Source organism: Pseudomonas sp. MDT2-39-1, from assembly GCF_054898085.1.
Map to the genome: position 1 here is coordinate 4,590,017 of NZ_CM142716.1, position 19,855 is coordinate 4,609,871.

The following is a 19,855-nucleotide window of genomic DNA, read 5'->3' on the forward strand; positions in this document are numbered from 1 at the left end:
GAATTGCGAATCTGCCGCATTTTGCGGCAGTTTGTTTATTGCCAGTTGGAATAAGAAAGGACTTCATGAAACGTCTGCTGCTAACTGCGGTTCTCACCGTATTGATGATCGCCGAAGTTCACGCCGAGTCCTTCACTATCTCTGATATTCGCGTCAATGGCCTCCAGCGGGTCTCCGCGGGTAGCGTCTTTGGTGCTTTGCCGTTAAACGTCGGTGAACAGGCGGATGATCGTCGCCTGGTGGAATCCACTCGTGCGCTGTTCAAAACCGGGTTCTTTCAAGATATCCAGCTGGGCCGCGATGGCAACGTCCTGGTCATCACGGTAGTCGAGCGTCCGTCGGTCGCCAGTATCGAGATCGAAGGTAACAAGGCGATCTCTACTGAAGACCTGATGAAGGGCCTCAAACAATCCGGTCTGGCCGAAGGCGAAATCTTCCAGCGCGCCACCCTCGAAGGTGTCCGCAACGAACTGCAGCGCCAATATGTCGCCCAGGGTCGATACTCGGCTACCGTCGACACCGAAGTGGTGCCGCAGCCGCGTAACCGCGTCGGCCTGAAGGTCAATATCAACGAAGGCACCGTTGCGGCTATCCAGCACATCAACGTGGTGGGTAACACGGTCTTCCCTGATGAAGACCTGATCGACCTGTTTGAATTGAAGACCACCAACTGGTTGTCGTTCTTCAAGAACGATGACAAGTACGCTCGTGAAAAACTGTCGGGTGACCTGGAGCGTCTGCGCTCCTACTACCTGGACCGTGGCTATATCAACATGGATATCGCTTCGACCCAGGTGTCCATTACCCCGGACAAGAAACACGTCTACATCACCGTCAACGTCAGCGAAGGCGAGAAATACACCGTTCGTGACGTCAAGCTGAGCGGCGACCTGAAAGTCCCTGAAGACCAGGTCAAGTCCCTGCTGCTGGTTCAGAAAGGCCAAGTGTTCTCGCGCAAGCTGATGACCACCACGTCCGAGCTGATCACCCGCCGCCTGGGCAACGAGGGCTACACCTTCGCCAACGTCAATGGTGTGCCTCAGCCTAACGATGAAGACCACACGGTCGACATCACTTTCGCAGTCGATCCGGGCAAGCGTGCTTACGTCAACCGCATCAACTTCCGTGGCAACACCAAGTCCGAAGACGAAGTGCTGCGCCGTGAAATGCGTCAGATGGAAGGCGGCTGGGCTTCGACCTACCTGATCGACCAATCCAAGACCCGTCTTGAGCGTCTGGGCTTCTTCAAGGAAGTCAACGTTGAAACACCTGCTGTACCGGGTGTCGATGACCAGGTTGACGTGAACTACAGCGTTGAAGAGCAGGCTTCCGGTTCGATCACCGCTAGCGTCGGTTTCGCTCAAAGCGCCGGTCTGATCCTCGGTGGTTCGATCACTCAGAACAACTTCCTGGGTACCGGTAACAAGGTCAGCGTCGGTTTGACCCGCAGTGAATACCAGAGCCGCTATAACTTTGGTTATGTCGACCCGTACTGGACGGCTGATGGCGTGAGCCTGGGTTACAACGCTTTCTATCGCACCACCGATTACGATGACCTCGATGTCGACGTAGCCAGCTATGCCGTAGACAGCCTGGGTGCTGGCGTTAACGTCGGTTACCCGATCAGCGAGACGTCGCGCCTGACCTTCGGTCTGAGCGTGCAACAGGACAAGATCAAGACTGGTCAGTACACCGTTGACGAGATTTTCGACTTCGTTAACCGTGAAGGCGACAACTACCTGAACTTCAAGGCGTCCGCCGGTTGGTCCGAGTCGACTTTGAACAAAGGCGTCCTGGCGACCCGTGGCCATTCCCAGAGCTTGACTCTGGAAACCACCACGCCGGGTAGCGACCTGTCGTTCTTCAAACTTGATTACCGTGGTCAGCTGTTCCAGCCAATCACTGAAAACTACACCGTTCGTCTTCACACCGAACTGGGTTATGGCGATGGCTACGGTTCCACCGATGGCTTGCCATTCTATGAAAACTACTACGCTGGTGGTTTCAACTCGGTTCGTGGCTTCAAGGACAGTACCCTTGGTCCGCGCAGTACCCCGAGTCGTGGTGCGGCTGAGACAGGTAACGCCGGCACCCTCAGAGACCCGGATCAGGATCCGCTGCCGTTCGGTGGTAACGTCCTGGTCCAGGGTGGTGTCGAGTTGCTGTTCCCGCTGCCATTCGTCAAGGATCAGCGTTCCCTGCGTACTTCGGTATTCTGGGATGTGGGTAACGTATTCGATTCCAAGTGCGACAAAACGACGAACGCCAATGTCGGTTCGACCGCTCAAACAGAGTGCAACGACATTAGCCTGAGCAACGTCGCGAGTTCCGTCGGTGTGGGCGTGACCTGGGTCACCGCACTGGGTCCTCTGAGCTTCGCGTTGGCCATGCCTATCAAGAAACCGGATGACGCTGAGACTCAAGTGTTCCAATTCTCTCTTGGTCAGACGTTCTAAGCGTCTGCCCCACAATAACGACAATGGATTTTGTAGGAGTGCATCGTGCGTAAGTTGACTCAATTGGTTCTCCTGGCGACCGTACTGGTAGCAGGTCCGGCTTTTGCCGACATGAAAATCGCCGTTCTGAACTATCAGATGGCCCTGCTGGAATCCGACGCGGCCAAGAAATACGCCGTGGATGCCGAGAAAAAGTTCGGCCCGCAACTGTCCAAGCTCAAGACTTTGGAAAGCAGCGCCAAAGGCATCCAGGACCGTCTGATGGCGGGCGGCGACAAGATGCAGCAAGGCGAGCGTGAACGCCTTGAGCTCGAGTTCAAGCAAAAGGCCCGTGACTTCCAGTTCCAGTCCAAGGAACTGAACGAAGCCAAAGCCGTTGCCGACCGTGAAATGCTGAAGCAGCTCAAGCCGAAACTGGACGGCGCTGTGGAAGAAGTCATCAAGAAAGGTGCTTTTGACCTGGTCTTCGAGCGTGGCGCAGTGATTGATGTCAAACCTCAGTACGACATCACTCGCCAGGTTATCGAGCGCATGAATCAGCTGAAGTAATCCATGACAGCGACTATAAAGCTCGGCCAATTGGCCGAGTTCCTCGGCGCCACGCTACGTGGCGACCCGGAGAAAGAAATTACTGGGCTAGCCACTTTGCAAGAGGCTGGCCCAGCTCAGTTGAGCTTTCTCGCAAACCCCCAATACCGTAAATACCTGGTGGACTGCCGGGCCGCAGCCCTGTTGCTGAAGGCCGCTGACGCTGAGGGTTTTGCCGGCGATGCATTGGTGGTGCCTGATCCTTATCTGGCCTACGCACGTATTTCCCATCTGTTCGATCCCAAGCCCAAGGCGCCTGCCGGTATTCACCCGACTGCGGTAGTGGCTGTGGACGCAGTGGTTGATCCGGCGGCGAGCATCGGTGCCTTTGCGGTGATCGAAAGCGGCGCGCGTATCGCCGCTGGTGTGACCGTGGGTGCGCATTGCTTCATCGGTGCCCGTTGCGAAATCGGCGAGGGCGGCTGGCTGGCCCCGCGGGTCACGCTGTACCACGACGTGCGCATCGGCAAACGGGTGGTGATCCAGTCCGGTGCAGTGCTGGGTGGAGAAGGCTTCGGTTTTGCCAACGAGAAGGGTGTCTGGCAGAAAATCGCCCAGATCGGTGGTGTGTTGGTTGGTGATGATGTGGAGATTGGCGTAAATACCGCTATCGACCGCGGCGCGCTGGCCGATACCGTCTTGGGTAACGGTGTGAAGCTCGACAATCAGATTCAGATCGCCCACAACGTGCAGGTCGGTGATCACACCGCCATGGCCGCATGTGTGGGGATCTCCGGCAGCACCAAGATCGGCAAGCATTGCATGCTCGCCGGTGGCGTAGGGCTGGTGGGGCATATCGAAATTTGCGACAACGTTTTTATCACCGGGATGACCATGGTGACCCACTCGATTACCGAAAAGGGTTCCTATTCTTCCGGTACGGCAATGCAGCCAGCAGCCGAATGGCGCAAAAGCGCGGCCCGTATCCGTCAGCTCGATGACATCGCGCGACGTTTGCGACAGCTGGAAAAGCGTGTAGGGGACGTGACCCCTGACGGTAATGCTTCATCAGATGGCTGATACCATTTCCATATCAAGTGTGCACAGCCGCTAGACTGCCTCCTTGATTTGCTAGAGGGGTGCGCGTCAGTCGCGCGCTCCCAATCTTTACATAGGCTTCCCCCCGAAATGATGGACATCAACGAGATTCGCGAATACCTGCCTCACCGTTACCCGTTCCTGCTGGTGGACCGGGTCGTGGATCTGGATGTGGAAGGCAAGCGCATTCGCGCCTACAAGAATGTCAGCATCAACGAACCGTTCTTCAATGGTCACTTCCCTGCGCATCCAATCATGCCGGGCGTGTTGATCATCGAAGCGATGGCTCAGGCTGCCGGTATCCTTGGCTTCAAAATGCTCGACGTGAAGCCCGCCGACGGCACGCTTTACTACTTCGTCGGCTCCGACAAGCTGCGTTTTCGCCAGCCCGTCACCCCAGGCGATCAGTTGATCCTCGAAGCCCGCTTCATCAGCTGCAAGCGCCAAATCTGGAAGTTCGAGTGCCAGGCTTCGGTCGATGGCAAACCAGTCTGCTCCGCTGAAATCATCTGCGCGGAACGCAAACTATGAGTTTGATTGACCCTCGCGCAATCATCGATCCGACGGCCGTCCTGGCCGAAGGTGTCGAGGTCGGCCCATGGTCGATCGTCGGCGCAGGTGTGGAAATCGGCGAGGGGACAGTGATCGGGCCGCATGTGATTCTCAAGGGCCCGACCCGAATCGGTAAGCATAACCGCATCTACCAGTTTTCTTCGGTAGGTGAGGACACGCCCGATCTGAAATACAAAGGTGAAGAAACCCGCCTGGTCATCGGTGACCACAACGTCATCCGTGAAGGCGTGACGATTCACCGCGGGACCGTTCAGGACCGTTCAGAAACGACCCTGGGCGATCACAACCTGATCATGGCCTATGCCCACATCGGCCACGACAGCGTGATCGGCAACCACTGCATCCTGGTCAACAACACAGCGTTGGCGGGTCATGTGCACGTGGAAGACTGGGCGATCCTGTCCGGTTTCACCCTGGTCCACCAGTATTGCCACATCGGCGCCCACAGCTTTTCCGGCATGGGTACCGCCATTGGCAAGGACGTTCCAGCGTACGTCACGGTGTTTGGCAACCCCGCCGAAGCGCGCAGCATGAACTTCGAAGGCATGCGACGTCGTGGTTTCAGCGAAGACGCGATCCACGCCCTGCGTCGTGCCTATAAGGTGGTTTACCGCCAGGGCCTGACGGTTGAACAGGCACTCGCCGAATTGGCCGAACCTTCGGACCAGTTCCCGGAAGTCGCGGTGTTCCGTGATTCCATCCAGTCTTCGACCCGCGGCATCACACGTTAATCATGGCTAATTTGCGTATTGCGCTGGTGGCGGGTGAGGCTTCCGGTGACATTCTGGGCGCGGGTCTCATGCGCGCACTCAAAGCTCAGCATCCGGCGGTAGAGTTCATCGGTGTCGGTGGCCCGCTGATGCAGGCCGAAGGCCTGACTTCGTATTTCCCGATGGAACGTCTTTCGGTCATGGGCCTGGTGGAAGTACTGGGTCGATTGCGCGAGCTGATGGCGCGTCGCAAAAAGCTGATTGCCGACCTGATCGCCGAAAAGCCGGACGCGTTTATCGGCATCGATGCCCCGGACTTCAACCTCAATATCGAACTCAAGCTGCGTCAGGCCGGGATCAAGACCGTGCATTACGTCAGCCCGTCGGTGTGGGCGTGGCGGCAGAAGCGGGTGCTGAAGATTCGCGAAGGCTGCGACCTGATGCTGACGCTGTTTCCGTTCGAAGCGAAGTTCTATGAAGCGAAGGGCGTGCCGGTGCGGTTTGTCGGGCACACCCTGGCCGATGCGATCCCCCTCGAAGCTGATCGTTGCGCCGCGCGCGCCGAACTCGGTTTGCCTGATGGACCATTGGTTGCGCTGATGCCGGGCAGTCGCGGTGGCGAAGTCGGGCGCCTGGGCGCGTTGTTCCTCGATACCGCCGAGCGTTTGCGCGCCATGCGCCCAGGCGTGCGGTTCATTATTCCGTGCGCCAGCCCTCAGCGCCGCGCGCAGCTTGAAGAGTTGCTCGCCGGTCGCGACCTGCCGCTGACCTTGCTTGACGGCAAATCTCATCTGGCGCTTGCAGCCTGCGACGCGGTGTTGATTGCCTCCGGAACGGCGACCCTCGAGGCGCTGTTGTACAAGCGGCCGATGGTCGTCGCTTATCGTCTGGCGCCGCTGACGTTCTGGATTCTCAAGCGCATGGTCAAGAGCCCCTACATCTCGTTGCCGAACCTGCTGGCCCAGCGCTTGTTGGTGCCCGAGTTGCTGCAGGATGATGCGACGGTTGAAGCGCTGGCCCAGACGTTGTCGCCACTGATCGCAGGTGGCGAGGAACAGACCCGTGGCTTCGATGAAATCCACCGTACCTTGCGTCTGGATGCCTCAAATCAGGCAGCGGACGCAGTACTGAATCTGATCGGCAAAACACAATGACAAAAGCACTACAGATGGGTCTCGATTTCACCTTGGTCGCTGAAGTCGAAGAATTGGTTGCCGGCGTTGACGAAGTCGGCCGCGGCCCGCTGTGTGGTGCCGTGGTGACAGCCGCTGTGATTCTCGATCCGAACCGGCCCATTCTCGGTCTGAACGATTCGAAGAAGCTCACCGAAGCCCGCCGCGAAAAGCTCTACGATGAAATCTGCGAAAAAGCCTTGAGCTGGTGCATCGCCCGGGCTGAAGTCGAAGAAATCGATGAGTTGAACATTCTGCATGCCACCATGCTGGCCATGCAGCGCGCGATCGAAGGCCTGCACATCCAGCCGAAACTGGCGATGATCGATGGCAACCGTTGCCCGAAACTGTCCATGCGCGCCGAAGCGGTGGTGCAGGGCGACGGCAAGGTGCCGGCCATCGCTGCGGCATCGATCCTGGCCAAAGTCAGTCGTGACCGTGAAATGGCTGCTTTCGAATTGATTTACCCGGGTTACGGCATCGGTGGACACAAAGGTTACCCGACACCCGTTCATCTGGAAGCCTTGTCACGGCTGGGCCCGACCCCGATTCATCGTCGTTCGTTCGCCCCGGTACGCCTGGCTTATGAGGCGCGGGAAAACCTGATCGAGAGTTAGTTGCGAGGCTGATGTTTTCGCCAAGGCCCGGTACAATCCGGCGTTTTAAAGCGTAGCGAGCGCAGGCTTACCAAGCGCAGTAGCTTTAAACGCCGGATTTCCGGGCCTTGTTGTTTTCATGACTTTACGCAGGATCACTATGCCGGCTTCATTCGTTCATCTACGCCTGCACACTGAATATTCCCTGGTCGACGGTCTGGTGCGGATCAAGCCGCTGGTCAAGACCCTGGTCGGCATGAACATGCCTGCCGTAGCGGTCACCGACCAGAACAACATGTGTTCCCTGGTCAAATTCTATAAAGCGGCCATGGGCGCAGGCATCAAGCCGATCTGCGGCGCCGACCTGTGGCTGTCGAACAAAGATCCGGACAACGCCTTGAGCCGGATCAGCCTGCTGGCGATGAACGCTGTCGGCTATCGCAACCTCACCGAACTGATTTCCCGCGGCTTCATCGACGGCCAGCGCAATGGCTCGATCATCATCGAGCGTGAATGGGTGGCCGAAGCCAGCGAAGGCTTGATCATGCTGTCGGCGGCAAAAGAGGGCGAGATCGGCCTGGCGATGCTCAGCGGCAATCCAGCTGAAGCGGAAAACCTCGCGCGTGAATGGATGGCCGTGTTCCCGGACCGCTTCTATCTGGAGATCCAGCGCACCAACCGTCCCAACGACGAAGAACAGTTGCACGGCGCCGTGGCCCTGGCCGAAAAAATCGGTGCGCCGCTGGTCGCCACCAACGACGTGCGTTTCATCAAGCAGGAAGACTTCGCGGCTCACGAAACCCGCGTCTGCATCGGTGAGGGCCGCGCCCTCGACGATCCGCGGCGTTCGAAAAATTACAGCGATCAGCAATACCTCAAAAGCGCCGAGGAAATGGCCGAGCTGTTCAGCGACATTCCCGAGGCGCTGGCCAACACCGTCGAGATCGCCAAGCGCTGCAACATCGAAGTGAAGCTGGGCACTCACTTCCTGCCCAACTTCCCGATCCCTGATGGCATGACCATCGACGAGTACTTCCGCAAGGTCTCGTTCGACGGTCTGGAAGATCGCCTCAGCGTGCTACTGCCCAGGGACACCACCGAAGACTACGAAACCAAGCGCCAGGTCTATGTCGACCGGTTGAATTTCGAGCTGGATATCATCATCCAGATGGGGTTCCCGGGTTACTTCCTGATCGTTATGGACTTTATCCAGTGGGCCAAGAGCAACGGCGTGCCGGTCGGGCCTGGCCGGGGGTCGGGTGCCGGGTCGCTGGTGGCCTATGTGCAGAAGATCACTGACCTCGATCCGCTGGAATATGACCTGCTGTTCGAACGTTTCCTTAACCCGGAACGGGTCTCCATGCCCGACTTCGACGTCGACTTCTGCATGGACGGTCGTGACCGCGTGATCGACTACGTGGCCGAGAAATATGGCCGCAACGCGGTGAGTCAGATCATCACCTTCGGTTCCATGGCCGCCAAGGCTGTGGTCCGTGACGTGGCGCGGGTGCAGGGCAAGTCCTACGGTCTGGCGGATCGTCTGTCGAAGATGATTCCGTTCGAAGTCGGCATGACCCTGGAAAAAGCTTACGAGCAGGAAGAAATCCTCCGTGACTTCATCAAGGTCGATGAAGAAGCCGCGGAAATCTGGGAAATGGCGCGCAAGCTGGAAGGCGTTGTGCGTAACGTCGGCAAGCACGCCGGTGGTGTGGTCATCGCCCCGACCAAGCTGACGGACTTCTCGCCGATCTATTGCGATGAGGCCGGCGACGGTCTGGTGACCCAGTTCGACAAGGATGACGTTGAGGCTGCGGGTCTGGTGAAGTTCGACTTCCTCGGTCTACGGACCCTGACGGTCATCGACTGGGCGCTGAAAACCATCAACCGCGACCGCGCCAAGGTCGATGAGCCGCCGCTGGACATCGCGTTCATCCCGCTGGATGACAAACCGACGTACCAGTTGCTGCAAAAAGCCGAAACCACCGCGGTGTTCCAGCTCGAGTCGCGCGGCATGAAAGAGCTGATCAAAAAGCTCAAGCCCGACTGCCTGGAAGACTTGATCGCACTGGTGGCCCTGTTCCGTCCGGGCCCGCTGCAATCGGGCATGGTGGATGACTTCATCAACCGTAAGCACGGCCGCGCCGAACTGGCGTACCCGCACTCGGACTACCAGTACGAAGGCCTCAAGCCCGTATTGGCACCCACTTACGGCATCATCCTGTATCAGGAACAGGTGATGCAGATTGCCCAGGTCATGGCCGGCTACACCCTCGGCGGTGCGGACATGCTGCGTCGGGCCATGGGTAAGAAAAAGCCCGAAGAAATGGCCAAGCAGCGCGGCGGTTTCATTGAAGGATGCACCGCTAACAATATCGACGCGGACCTGGCCGGTAACATTTTCGATCTGGTAGAAAAATTCGCCGGTTACGGCTTCAACAAATCCCACTCCGCCGCTTACGGCCTGGTGTCGTACCAGACCGCGTGGCTGAAAACGCACTACCCGGCGCCGTTCATGGCTGCGGTGCTGTCGGCGGATATGCACAACACCGACAAGGTCGTGACCTTGATCGAAGAAATTCGCACCATGAAGCTGCGTCTCGACGCGCCGGATGTGAATACTTCGGAGTTCAAGTTCACGGTGAATGACGAAGGCCGGATTATTTACGGCCTCGGCGCGATCAAGGGTGTGGGCGAAGGTCCGGTGGAAGCGATCACCGAGGCGCGCCAAGACGGTCCGTTCAAGGACTTGTTCGACTTCTGCGCCCGTGTCGACCTCAAGCGAATCAACAAGCGCACCCTGGACGGTTTGATCCGCAGCGGCGCGCTGGATCGTCTGGGGCCTTATTTCCATGACGAACCGAAAGCCTACCAAGCGAGCATCGACCAGAACCGCGCCGTGTTGCTGAATGCGATGGAAGGGGCGATCAAGGCCGCTGAACAAACCGCACGCACCCACGACAGTGGCCACGCCGACTTGTTTGGCGGGCTGTTCGTCGAGGAAGACGCCGATGTCTACGCCAATCACCGCAAGGCGAAAGAGCTGACGTTGAAGGAACGCCTGAAAGGCGAGAAAGACACCTTGGGCCTGTACTTGACCGGTCACCCTATTGACGAATACGAAGGCGAGATCCGCCGTTTTGCCCGTCAGCGCATCATCGACCTGAAGCCGGCTCGCGATACGCAAACCGTCGCGGGCATGATCATCGCCCTGCGGGTGATGAAGAACAAAAAGGGCGACAAGATGGGGTTCATCACCCTCGATGACCGCTCCGGGCGGATCGAAGCTTCGCTGTTTGCCGAGGCGTTCCATTCGGCGCAGTCGCTGTTGCAGACCGACGCGATGGTGGTGGTCGAAGGCGAAGTCAGCAACGACGACTTCTCCGGCGGCCTGCGGCTGCGGGTCAAGCGGGTGATGAGCATGGAAGATGCGCGCACCAACCTCGCCGAAAGCTTGCGCCTGAAGTTGCAGACCAAGGATTTGAAAGGCGATCAGCTACGCTGGCTGGGTGAGTTGTTCAAGCGTCACCGCGGCGCGTGCCCGATTACCATGGAGTACACGAGCCCCGATGCGAAGGCCTTGCTGCAGTTTGGCGAGACCTGGCGAATCGACCCGGCGGATGCGTTGATTCAAGCCTTGCGTGACCAGTTCGGGCGAGACAACGTCTTCCTCCAATACCGTTGACGGTCAGGTTCCACCGAAGGCCCTGATCTCGACCTGAATTTTTAATCTCGACCTGAACGCGCCTGTCCCTTAAGGTAGGGCGCGAATAGACAACCGGCCGGCCCAAGCTCTCTTGGACGTCGACCCAAGACGGACGCCTATGAACCCGAATTTTCTAGATTTCGAACAGCCGATCGCCGACCTGCAAGCCAAGATCGAAGAGTTGCGCTTGGTCGGTAACGACAATTCGCTGAATATCGGCGATGAGATCTCCCGCCTGCAGGACAAAAGCAGCACGCTGACCGAAGACATCTTTGGCAAGCTGACCAGCTGGCAGATCGCACGTCTCGCGCGTCACCCGAAACGTCCGTACACCCTGGACTACATCGAACACATCTTCACCGAGTTCGATGAACTGCACGGCGACCGTCACTTCTCCGACGACGCTGCGATCGTTGGCGGCATTGCCCGTCTGGACGATCAGCCGGTGATGATCATCGGTCATCAGAAAGGCCGTGAAGTGCGCGAGAAAGTTCGCCGCAACTTCGGCATGCCGCGTCCGGAAGGCTACCGCAAGGCGTGCCGCCTGATGGAAATGGCCGAACGTTTCAAAATGCCGATCCTGACCTTCATCGACACCCCGGGCGCTTACCCTGGCATCGACGCTGAAGAGCGCAACCAGAGCGAAGCGATTGCCTGGAACCTGCGCGTCATGGCTCGTCTGAAAACCCCAATCATCGCCACCGTGATCGGTGAAGGTGGTTCTGGTGGCGCTCTGGCGATCGGCGTTTGCGATCAGCTGAACATGCTGCAGTACTCGACCTACGCGGTGATCTCGCCGGAAGGTTGCGCCTCGATTCTGTGGAAAACCGCCGAGAAAGCGCCGGACGCTGCTGAAGCCATGGGTATCACCGCCGAGCGCCTGAAAGGCCTGGGCATCGTCGACAAGGTGATCGGCGAGCCGCTGGGCGGCGCTCATCGTGATCCTGCGACTGCGGCGGCATCGATCCGTGCCGAGCTGAGCTCGCAACTGGCGATGTTGAAGAAGTTCGATAACGAAGCGCTGCTGGCCCGTCGTTACGAGCGTCTGATGAGCTACGGTCTCTGATCTGACCTTGGCTTAAATGTGGGAGCGGGCTTGCTCGCGAAGACGGTGTGTCAGTCAACGATGATGTTGAATTTGATGGCCTCTTCGCGAGCAAGCCCGCTCCCACATTTGTTTTGTGTGGAGTGATCGATATGAGTCAGCCCATGATTGATCTGCCTTCCAGAGTTCTGCTGAAACTTGCCCCGTGGCGCAACGCTCCGGTCTGGCGCATCGCCTTCAGTGGCGGGCTCGACTCCACCGTTCTGCTGTACCTCCTCGCCCATCTCGCAAAAAACCAATCCCTGCCCGAACTTCAAGCCATTCATATCCACCACGGCCTTCAGGCTGCGGCTGATGCGTGGCCGCAACATTGTCAGTCGGTCTGTGACGCGCTGGGCGTGCCGCTACAGGTGGTTCACGTGCAGGTCCATCCCGGCGCCAGTCTGGAGCGTGCGGCCCGGGATGCGCGCTATGGCGCGTTCATTGAAGTCACTCAAGCGAATGAACTGCTGCTGACCGCGCAGCACCGCGACGATCAGGCGGAAACCCTGTTGTTTCGGCTGTTGCGCGGGGCAGGGGTGAGGGGCTTGTCGGGCATGCCTCGCGAGCGCGTCCTGGGTCGCGGGCATCTTCTGCGCCCGTTGCTCGATGTCACGCGCGCCGAGCTTGAGGCCTACGCGGCCGAGCATCGGTTGAGCTGGATCGAGGACCCTTCGAACCAGGACCGACAGTTCTCGCGCAATTACCTGCGGCATCGCGTGTTCCCGGTATTGACCGAGCGCTGGCCGCAAGCGGTGGCGACCATGGCCCGCAGCGCCGCGCATCTGAGCGAAGCTCAGGGGTTACTCGACGACCTGGCGCAAATCGATCTGGCCAGTGCCCGCACTGTCAGTGATTTTTATTGGCTGGGTTTGCCGTCCCTGGAGTTGGCGCCGCTGGCAAAACTCTCTGCCGCGCGACAACGCAACGCAGTGAGTCACTGGCTCACAGCACTGACGCGACTGCCGGATAGCGACCATTGGTCGGGTTGGGACGATTTGCGCGATGCCACTGGCGATGCCCGTCCGGTCTGGCGATTGGCGGAGGGTGAATTGCATCGGGCGGGGGGGCGGATCTGGTGGCTATCAGGCTGTTGGCTGCGTATCCCGCCATACGCCGGCGTCTGGGCTGATCCCTCGACAGCGCTGGGGTTACCGGAAAATGGCGTACTCACCTGCACCGGCCAAATCCCCGCTGGCCCGCTGCAGATCCGCTATCGTGAGGGAGGAGAGGTCACGAATCTGCCTGATCGCGGGCACCGGGATCTCAAGCGTTTGCTCAACGAGCGTGGTGTTCCGGGCTTCGCCCGTGGCAGATTGCCGCTGCTCTACCGGGACGCGCAATTGCTGGCGGTGGCCAACCTGCGGGGCCTCGATGGCAACGAGCAGGAAGGCTGGCATTTGCATTGGGACCCACCGACCGAAGATCAAGGTTTGAGCTGAAAGGGGGTTTCCGGTAGACTACGCTCCCTTCTTGATACAACTTCTGTGGATTCGCCTGAATTGCAGGAGTTGCCGATTACCAAGCAGTCTTTGCTGGGCGATTCCAAAAAATGTGTAGCGAGCAACGTATCGGTGTTTCATCTGCCGGTCTGTCCCAACGCGGCGGTTTTTTTGAAAGGTGCACTGTGATTAATGCAGGTGATCGGGGGCTTCGGCCTTCCTTCGCTTTCCCCGGCGGCTCGGACCGCTTTAACGCAGACTTCTAGGGTTTTTCATGACGCGCTACATATTCGTCACGGGCGGTGTTGTTTCTTCATTGGGGAAAGGCATTGCCTCGGCTTCATTGGCGGCCATCCTGGAGGCGCGGGGACTTAAGGTCACCATGCTGAAGCTGGACCCGTACATCAACGTTGACCCGGGCACCATGAGCCCGTTCCAGCACGGTGAAGTGTTCGTCACCCACGACGGCGCCGAGACCGACCTGGACCTGGGCCACTACGAGCGGTTCATCCGCACGACCATGACCCAGAACAACAACTTCACCACCGGCCGTGTCTACGAACACGTCCTGCGCAAAGAGCGCCGTGGTGACTACCTGGGTGCAACCATCCAGGTGATCCCGCACATCACTGACGAAATCAAGCGCCGCATCATCAAGGGCGCCGGCGATGCCGACGTGGCCATGGTCGAGATCGGTGGCACCGTGGGTGACATCGAATCCCAACCGTTCCTCGAAGCCATCCGTCAATTGCGTTTCGAAGTCGGCGCCAAGCGCGCGATGCTGATGCACCTGACGCTGGTGCCGTACATCGCCACTGCCGGCGAAACCAAAACCAAGCCGACTCAGCACTCGGTCAAGGAACTGCGTTCCATTGGCCTGCAGCCAGACGTGCTGGTGTGCCGTTCCGATCATCCGATCGACATCTCGTCGCGTCGCAAGATCGCGCAATTCACCAACGTTGAAGAACGTGCGGTGATCGCGCTGGAAGACGCCGACACCATCTACAAGATCCCGGGCATCCTGCACTCCCAGGGCCTGGATGATTTCGTTGTCGAGCGTTTCGGCCTGCAATGCGGCAGCGCCGATCTGTCCGAGTGGGAAGCCGTGGTTGACGCCAAGCTGAACCCGGAACACGAAGTCACCATCGCGATGGTCGGCAAGTACATGGAACTGCTGGACGCCTACAAGTCGTTGATCGAAGCGATGAGTCACGCCGGCATCAGCAACCGCACCAAGGTCAACCTGCGCTACATCGATTCCGAAGACATCGAAAACCAGGGCACCGCGCTGCTGGAAGGTGTCGACGCGATCCTCGTACCGGGCGGCTTCGGTCTGCGTGGCGTGGAAGGCAAGATCACCGCCGTTCAGTACGCTCGCGAAAACAAGGTTCCGTACCTGGGCATCTGCCTGGGCATGCAAGTGGCCGTGATCGAGTTCGCTCGTAATGTGCTGGGCTGGAAAGACGCCAACTCCACCGAGTTCGATCGTGCAAGCGGTCACCCGGTCGTGGGTCTGATCACCGAGTGGGAAGATGCCACCGGCGCGGTCGAAACCCGTACCGAAACCTCCGATCTGGGCGGCACCATGCGCCTCGGCGCGCAGGATTGCCTGCTTGAGCCGGGTTCGCTGGTCCACGATTGCTACGCCAAGGACGTGATCGTCGAGCGTCACCGTCATCGCTACGAAGTGAACAACAACCTGCTGCCGCAAATCATGGAGGCCGGCCTGAAAATCTCCGGTCGTTCCGGTGATGGCGCGCTGGTAGAAGTGGTTGAAGCTCCGGATCATCCATGGTTCGTCGCTTGCCAGTTCCACCCTGAGTTCACCTCGACACCTCGCGACGGTCACCCGTTGTTCAGCGGTTTCGTTAAAGCAGCTTTGGTTCAACACCAGAAGAAGGCGTAAATCCGATGGCGCAGAAGATCATCCGTGTAGGCGATATCGAGATTGCCAACGACAAGCCAATGGTGCTTTTCGGTGGCATGAACGTGCTGGAAAGCCGCGACATGGCGATGCAGGTCTGCGAAGAGTACGTCAAGGTCACCGAGAAACTCGGTATCCCTTACGTATTCAAGGCCAGCTTCGACAAGGCCAACCGTTCCTCCGTGACCTCTTACCGTGGCCCCGGCCTGGAAGAGGGCATGCGGATTTTCCAGGACATCAAGCAAGCCTTCGGCGTGCCGATCATCACCGACGTCCACGAGCCTGATCAGGCCGCGGTCGTCGCTGAAGTCTGCGACATCATCCAGCTGCCGGCCTTCCTGTCGCGCCAGACCGACCTTGTGGTCGCGATGGCCAAGACCGGCGCGGTGATCAACATCAAGAAAGCCCAGTTCCTCGCCCCGCATGAGATGAAACACATCTTGAGCAAGTGCGTGGAAGCGGGTAACGATCAGTTGATCCTCTGCGAACGCGGTTCGAGTTTTGGCTACAACAACCTGGTTGTCGACATGCTCGGCTTCGGCATCATGAAGCAGTTCGAATACCCGGTGTTCTTCGACGTGACTCACGCGCTGCAAATGCCCGGTGGTCGCTCCGATTCCGCCGGCGGCCGTCGCGCCCAGGTTACTGACCTGGCCAAGGCCGGCATGAGCCAGTCGCTGGCCGGGCTGTTCCTCGAAGCCCACCCGGACCCGGACAACGCCAAATGCGACGGCCCTTGCGCCTTGCGTCTGGACAAACTGGAGCCGTTCCTGGCCCAGCTCAAAGCTCTGGACGAACTGGTGAAGAGTTTTCCGACGGTAGAGACCGCGTAAACCTCATTTCTCCGGTAAAGTACCGCACGATTTGTTGCTCAGGCCCTCGGGCCTGAGCCTTATCGTCCGCAAGTCTGCCCGCTGCACACCACTTGCCGACGGTAAAAGATTTCCTCTAGCTGCGTCGTTTTCGTCAACTTTGGAGTGTTTACAACAATGGCAAAAATCGTCGACATCAAAGGTCGTGAAGTTCTCGACTCCCGTGGCAATCCCACCGTGGAAGCGGACGTGCTTCTCGATAACGGCATCATCGGCAGCGCTTGCGCGCCGTCCGGTGCTTCCACTGGCTCGCGTGAAGCACTCGAGCTGCGTGATGGCGACAAGAGCCGTTACCTGGGCAAAGGCGTACTTAAAGCCGTCGCCAACATCAACGGTCCGATCCGCGACCTGTTGAAAGGTACAGACCCAAGCGACCAGAAAGCGCTGGATCACGCGATGATCAAGCTCGACGGTACTGAAAACAAAGGTTCCCTGGGCGCCAACGCGATCCTCGCCGTTTCCCTGGCCGCGGCCAAGGCAGCAGCACAGGACCAGGACCTGCCGCTGTACGCTCACATCGCCAACCTGAACGGCACCCCGGGTGTTTACTCGATGCCGGTTCCGATGATGAACATCATCAACGGTGGCGAGCATGCCGATAACAACGTCGACATCCAGGAATTCATGGTTCAGCCAGTAGGCGCCAAGTCTTTCTCGGAAGGTCTGCGCATGGGCACCGAGATTTTCCATCACCTCAAAGCCGTCCTGAAGGCCCGTGGCCTGAGCACTGCCGTCGGTGACGAAGGTGGTTTCGCGCCGAACCTGGCCTCCAACGAAGACGCGTTGAAAGTGATCTCCGAAGCCGTGGCCAACGCCGGTTACAAGCTGGGCACCGACGTGACCCTGGCTCTGGACTGCGCAGCCAGCGAATTCTACGAAGACGGCAAGTACAACCTGTCCGGCGAAGGCCAGGTGTTCACCGCTGAAGGTTTCGCTGACTACCTCAAAGGCCTGACCGAGCGTTACCCGATCATCTCCATTGAAGATGGCCTGGACGAGTCCGACTGGGCTGGCTGGAAAATCCTCACCGACAAAATCGGCGAGAAGACTCAGCTGGTGGGCGACGACCTGTTCGTAACCAACACCAAGATCCTGAAAGAGGGCATCGATAAAAAGATCGCCAACTCGATCCTGATCAAGTTCAACCAGATCGGCACCCTGACCGAAACCCTGGAAGCCATCCAGATGGCCAAGGCCGCTGGTTACACCGCCGTTATCTCGCACCGCTCCGGCGAAACCGAAGATTCGACCATTGCCGACCTGGCTGTGGGCACCGCGGCTGGCCAGATCAAGACCGGCTCCCTGTGCCGTTCCGACCGCGTTTCCAAGTACAACCAACTGCTGCGCATCGAAGAGCAGTTGAATGGCAAAGCCAAGTACAACGGTCGCAGCGAATTCCGCGGTTAATCGTTAACTGGTAAAAAGACACCGGATTGTGTCCGAAAAATCGCAGCAGCGATGGATTTGCCACTAATCTGATGCCTTAAGAGCACAAGCCTGGGACTTCCAGGCTTCGTGCTATCAGAAGCTTCAAAGTTTTTGCATGGCTGTCTTTTTTCACTGGATACCTGATATTCGATGCGCAGTCCCAATTGGTTGTTCCTCGTCTTGCTCCTGCTGCTGGCTGGCCTGCAATACCGCCTGTGGGTGGGCAATGGCAGTCTGGCGCAAGTGGCCGAGCTGACTCAGCAGATCGCGGATCAACACGCTGAGAACGAAGGGTTGCTGGAACGCAATCGGGTCATGGACGCTGAAGTCAGTGAGTTGAAAAAAGGCATGGAGACCGTTGAAGAGCGGGCTCGCCATGAGTTGGGCATGGTCAAGGACGGTGAAACCCTTTACCAGTTGGCTCAATGAACCCCTCGTTACCGGCCTTCTGGGCCGTGATTCCTGCCGCGGGCGTCGGTGCCCGTATGGCTGCGGACCGTCCCAAGCAATACTTGCAACTGGGCGGGCGCACTATTCTCGAACACAGCCTTGGCTGTTTCCTTGATCATCCTGCCCTGAAGGGGTTGGTGGTCAGTCTTGCTGTTGATGATCCTTATTGGCCGAACCTGCCGTGTGCTGCCGATCCGCGTATTCAGCGGGTAGACGGTGGCGATGAGCGTTCCGGGTCGGTGCTCAATGCCTTGCTGCATTTACATGCACAGGGTGCCGACGATGAAGATTGGGTGCTGGTTCACGACGCCGCACGACCGAATCTGAGCCGCGACGATCTGGACAAGTTGCTGAGCGAATTGGCTGACGACCCGGTGGGCGGACTGCTGGCGGTGCCGGCACGCGATACCCTCAAGCGTGTCGATAAGCACGGTCGCGTGGTTGAAACCGTGGATCGCAGCGTGATCTGGCAGGCGTATACGCCGCAGATGTTTCGCCTTGGGGCGTTGCATCGGGCGTTGGCGGACAGTCTGGTGGCGGATGCCTTGGTGACTGATGAAGCTTCGGCCATGGAGTGGGCAGGTTTGGCGCCGCGGTTGATTGAAGGTCGGTCCGATAACCTGAAGGTTACGCGTCCCGAAGATCTTGAATGGCTTCGTCAGCGTTGGGCTAATCGCCGCTGATTCGGCGGTGTCTGTCAGATTGCTTTCGCGAGCAAGCCCGCTCCCACATGGAATCTCCAGTGAACATATCATTTGTGTACACCGGAGATTCAATGTGGGAGCGGGCTTGCTCGCGAAAGCGGTAGATCAAACAACAAATCTGGCACTGAAACATCAGCCTCGGTACTCCGGCCGCTCGGCCAAACCTTCCTTCAGATAATCCACCAACTTGCGCACCTTGGGCGACAAGTGCCGTTGCTGCGGATAAAGCGCCCACACCGCCGTATTGGGCGGCTGATGCGCCTCCAGCAATGAAATCAAAGAGCCGGCTTTCAGATGCTCCAACACGTAATAATCCGGCAGCTGACACAACCCGACTCCCTGTAGCGCCGCATCCAAAACCGCTTGCCCACTGTTGCAGCGCCAGTTTCCCTGTACCCGTTGCGAAAATTCCCGCCCGTTCTGTTCCAGTTGCCACATGTCCGAACTGCCGATCAGGCAATTGTGGCGGCTGAGTTCCGACAAGCTGTGCGGGCGACCATACCGTTCCACGTAGGTCGGTGATGCGCACAAGTACATGCGCCGTGGTGCCAGGCGTGTGGCGACCAGTCGCGAATCCTGAAGGCGACCGAGGCGGATCGCCAGGTCCAGCCCTTCGTGCACCAGATCGAGCGGGCGGTTGCTCAGTTCAATGTCGACGCGCAGTTGCGGATAAAGGCCCATGAAGCGGGTTACCAACGGCACGATGAACCGTTCGCCGTACGCCACGGCGCAGGTCATGCGCAGCATGCCTTTGGGTTCGCTGGTCAAGTCGCCGACTGCGCGCAAGGCTTCTTCGCGACCGTCCTGCAAGCGCTGGCAATGCTGCAAAAAGGTTTGCCCGGCTTCGGTCAGCGTGACCCTTCGGGTGCTCCGGTAAAGCAGTCGGGTCTGAAGGCGCTCTTCGAGGCGTACGATTTGTCGACTGACGTGAGAGGAAGAAACCCCTAGGCGTTCCGCAGCCGCCGTGAATTGGCTGCACTCGGCCACAGCGACGAACTCGTCGATTCCTTCCCAGCGATTTTCGGACATCAAGGATTATCCCTGTATGGCAATAATGTTTTGCTTTTGTCCGGATTATTCCTCGTAAGGCGGTGTATTACACTCCCTGTCTCGTT

Annotated in this window: 16 protein-coding genes; 15 read left to right on the plus strand and 1 reads right to left on the minus strand. The window is 58.6% G+C overall.

Annotated elements, in window-relative coordinates:
- The first annotated feature begins 65 nt into the window (after window positions 1–65).
- The 15 genes from bamA (at window position 66) to ispD (ending at window position 18,719) form a co-directional block, all read left to right on the plus strand.
- Entirely contained in the window at window positions 66–2,456 is a 2,391-nt protein-coding gene (bamA, locus tag ACYZTM_RS21380; protein WP_461984515.1) for an outer membrane protein assembly factor BamA, read from the plus strand.
- A gap of 45 nt (window positions 2,457–2,501) precedes the next feature.
- Complete coding sequence (locus ACYZTM_RS21385; protein ID WP_150709950.1) at window positions 2,502–3,005, plus strand: OmpH/Skp family outer membrane protein; 504 nt, start codon at window positions 2,502–2,504, stop codon at window positions 3,003–3,005.
- A 3-nt stretch (window positions 3,006–3,008) separates the two neighbouring features.
- Window positions 3,009–4,064, plus strand: coding sequence for a UDP-3-O-(3-hydroxymyristoyl)glucosamine N-acyltransferase (gene lpxD, locus ACYZTM_RS21390; RefSeq protein ID WP_109628213.1), 1,056 nt, complete (start codon window positions 3,009–3,011; stop codon window positions 4,062–4,064).
- Window positions 4,065–4,172: 108 nt separating this feature from the next.
- On the plus strand, window positions 4,173–4,613 hold the full coding sequence (fabZ, locus tag ACYZTM_RS21395; protein ID WP_008154051.1) for a 3-hydroxyacyl-ACP dehydratase FabZ: 441 nt from the start codon (window positions 4,173–4,175) through the stop codon (window positions 4,611–4,613).
- On the plus strand, window positions 4,610–5,386 hold the full coding sequence (gene lpxA, locus ACYZTM_RS21400; protein ID WP_131059164.1) for an acyl-ACP--UDP-N-acetylglucosamine O-acyltransferase: 777 nt from the start codon (window positions 4,610–4,612) through the stop codon (window positions 5,384–5,386). Before fabZ ends, lpxA begins: the two co-directional genes overlap by 4 nt.
- Window positions 5,387–5,388: 2 nt before the next feature.
- Window positions 5,389–6,519 carry a lipid-A-disaccharide synthase gene (gene lpxB / locus ACYZTM_RS21405; protein WP_131059165.1) on the plus strand — a complete coding sequence of 377 codons (1,131 nt, stop codon included), beginning with the start codon at window positions 5,389–5,391 and terminating at the stop codon, window positions 6,517–6,519.
- Window positions 6,516–7,154 (plus strand): ribonuclease HII, encoded by a 639-nt coding sequence (gene rnhB / locus ACYZTM_RS21410; protein WP_131059166.1) that lies wholly within the window; start codon window positions 6,516–6,518, stop codon window positions 7,152–7,154. The genes lpxB and rnhB overlap by 4 nt, the downstream gene beginning before the upstream one ends.
- 139 nt (window positions 7,155–7,293) lie before the next feature.
- Window positions 7,294–10,815: a DNA polymerase III subunit alpha gene (dnaE, locus tag ACYZTM_RS21415; RefSeq protein ID WP_131059167.1), complete on the plus strand. Its 3,522-nt coding sequence runs from the start codon at window positions 7,294–7,296 to the stop codon at window positions 10,813–10,815.
- A 139-nt stretch (window positions 10,816–10,954) separates the two neighbouring features.
- Window positions 10,955–11,902 carry an acetyl-CoA carboxylase carboxyltransferase subunit alpha gene (locus tag ACYZTM_RS21420; RefSeq protein WP_131059168.1) on the plus strand — a complete coding sequence of 316 codons (948 nt, stop codon included), beginning with the start codon at window positions 10,955–10,957 and terminating at the stop codon, window positions 11,900–11,902.
- Window positions 11,903–12,033: 131 nt separating this feature from the next.
- Window positions 12,034–13,362 carry a tRNA lysidine(34) synthetase TilS gene (tilS, locus tag ACYZTM_RS21425; protein WP_461984519.1) on the plus strand — a complete coding sequence of 443 codons (1,329 nt, stop codon included), beginning with the start codon at window positions 12,034–12,036 and terminating at the stop codon, window positions 13,360–13,362.
- A gap of 274 nt (window positions 13,363–13,636) precedes the next feature.
- The gene (locus tag ACYZTM_RS21430; RefSeq protein ID WP_131059170.1) at window positions 13,637–15,268 is read left to right on the plus strand and encodes a CTP synthase; all 1,632 of its coding nucleotides are present in this window, start codon (window positions 13,637–13,639) and stop codon (window positions 15,266–15,268) included.
- Between the two features lie 5 nt (window positions 15,269–15,273).
- Complete coding sequence (gene kdsA / locus ACYZTM_RS21435) at window positions 15,274–16,119, plus strand: 3-deoxy-8-phosphooctulonate synthase (protein WP_007949350.1); 846 nt, start codon at window positions 15,274–15,276, stop codon at window positions 16,117–16,119.
- A 156-nt stretch (window positions 16,120–16,275) separates the two neighbouring features.
- Window positions 16,276–17,565, plus strand: a complete 1,290-nt coding sequence (eno, locus tag ACYZTM_RS21440; protein ID WP_131059171.1) for a phosphopyruvate hydratase — start codon at window positions 16,276–16,278, stop codon at window positions 17,563–17,565.
- Between the two features lie 171 nt (window positions 17,566–17,736).
- A complete protein-coding gene (ftsB, locus tag ACYZTM_RS21445) occupies window positions 17,737–18,015 on the plus strand; it encodes a cell division protein FtsB (protein WP_008028992.1) in 279 nt (92 codons plus the stop codon).
- A complete protein-coding gene (gene ispD, locus ACYZTM_RS21450; RefSeq protein ID WP_461984521.1) occupies window positions 18,012–18,719 on the plus strand; it encodes a 2-C-methyl-D-erythritol 4-phosphate cytidylyltransferase in 708 nt (235 codons plus the stop codon). Before ftsB ends, ispD begins: the two co-directional genes overlap by 4 nt.
- A 153-nt stretch (window positions 18,720–18,872) precedes the next feature.
- On the opposite strand, the gene ACYZTM_RS21455 is transcribed toward ispD, so the two are convergent.
- Window positions 18,873–19,769: a LysR substrate-binding domain-containing protein gene (locus tag ACYZTM_RS21455; RefSeq protein ID WP_461984523.1), complete on the minus strand. Its 897-nt coding sequence runs from the start codon at window positions 19,767–19,769 to the stop codon at window positions 18,873–18,875.
- Between the last annotated feature and the right edge of the window lie 86 nt (window positions 19,770–19,855).

What these genes read in the sequence shown, in the direction of transcription:
- eno (WP_131059171.1), top strand. Translation starts at nt 16,276, where the DNA reads ATGGCAAAAATCGTCGACATCAAAGGTCGTGAAGTTCTCGACTCCCGT.
- fabZ (WP_008154051.1), top strand. Translation starts at nt 4,173, where the DNA reads ATGATGGACATCAACGAGATTCGCGAATACCTGCCTCACCGTTACCCG.
- dnaE (WP_131059167.1), top strand. Translation starts at nt 7,294, where the DNA reads ATGCCGGCTTCATTCGTTCATCTACGCCTGCACACTGAATATTCCCTG.
- ispD (WP_461984521.1), top strand. Translation starts at nt 18,012, where the DNA reads ATGAACCCCTCGTTACCGGCCTTCTGGGCCGTGATTCCTGCCGCGGGC.
- lpxA (WP_131059164.1), top strand. Translation starts at nt 4,610, where the DNA reads ATGAGTTTGATTGACCCTCGCGCAATCATCGATCCGACGGCCGTCCTG.
- lpxD (WP_109628213.1), top strand. Translation starts at nt 3,009, where the DNA reads ATGACAGCGACTATAAAGCTCGGCCAATTGGCCGAGTTCCTCGGCGCC.
- ftsB (WP_008028992.1), top strand. Translation starts at nt 17,737, where the DNA reads ATGCGCAGTCCCAATTGGTTGTTCCTCGTCTTGCTCCTGCTGCTGGCT.
- lpxB (WP_131059165.1), top strand. Translation starts at nt 5,389, where the DNA reads ATGGCTAATTTGCGTATTGCGCTGGTGGCGGGTGAGGCTTCCGGTGAC.
- rnhB (WP_131059166.1), top strand. Translation starts at nt 6,516, where the DNA reads ATGACAAAAGCACTACAGATGGGTCTCGATTTCACCTTGGTCGCTGAA.
- kdsA (WP_007949350.1), top strand. Translation starts at nt 15,274, where the DNA reads ATGGCGCAGAAGATCATCCGTGTAGGCGATATCGAGATTGCCAACGAC.
- bamA (WP_461984515.1), top strand. Translation starts at nt 66, where the DNA reads ATGAAACGTCTGCTGCTAACTGCGGTTCTCACCGTATTGATGATCGCC.
- ACYZTM_RS21420 (WP_131059168.1), top strand. Translation starts at nt 10,955, where the DNA reads ATGAACCCGAATTTTCTAGATTTCGAACAGCCGATCGCCGACCTGCAA.
- tilS (WP_461984519.1), top strand. Translation starts at nt 12,034, where the DNA reads ATGAGTCAGCCCATGATTGATCTGCCTTCCAGAGTTCTGCTGAAACTT.
- ACYZTM_RS21455 (WP_461984523.1), bottom strand. Translation starts at nt 19,769, where the DNA reads ATGTCCGAAAATCGCTGGGAAGGAATCGACGAGTTCGTCGCTGTGGCC.
- ACYZTM_RS21430 (WP_131059170.1), top strand. Translation starts at nt 13,637, where the DNA reads ATGACGCGCTACATATTCGTCACGGGCGGTGTTGTTTCTTCATTGGGG.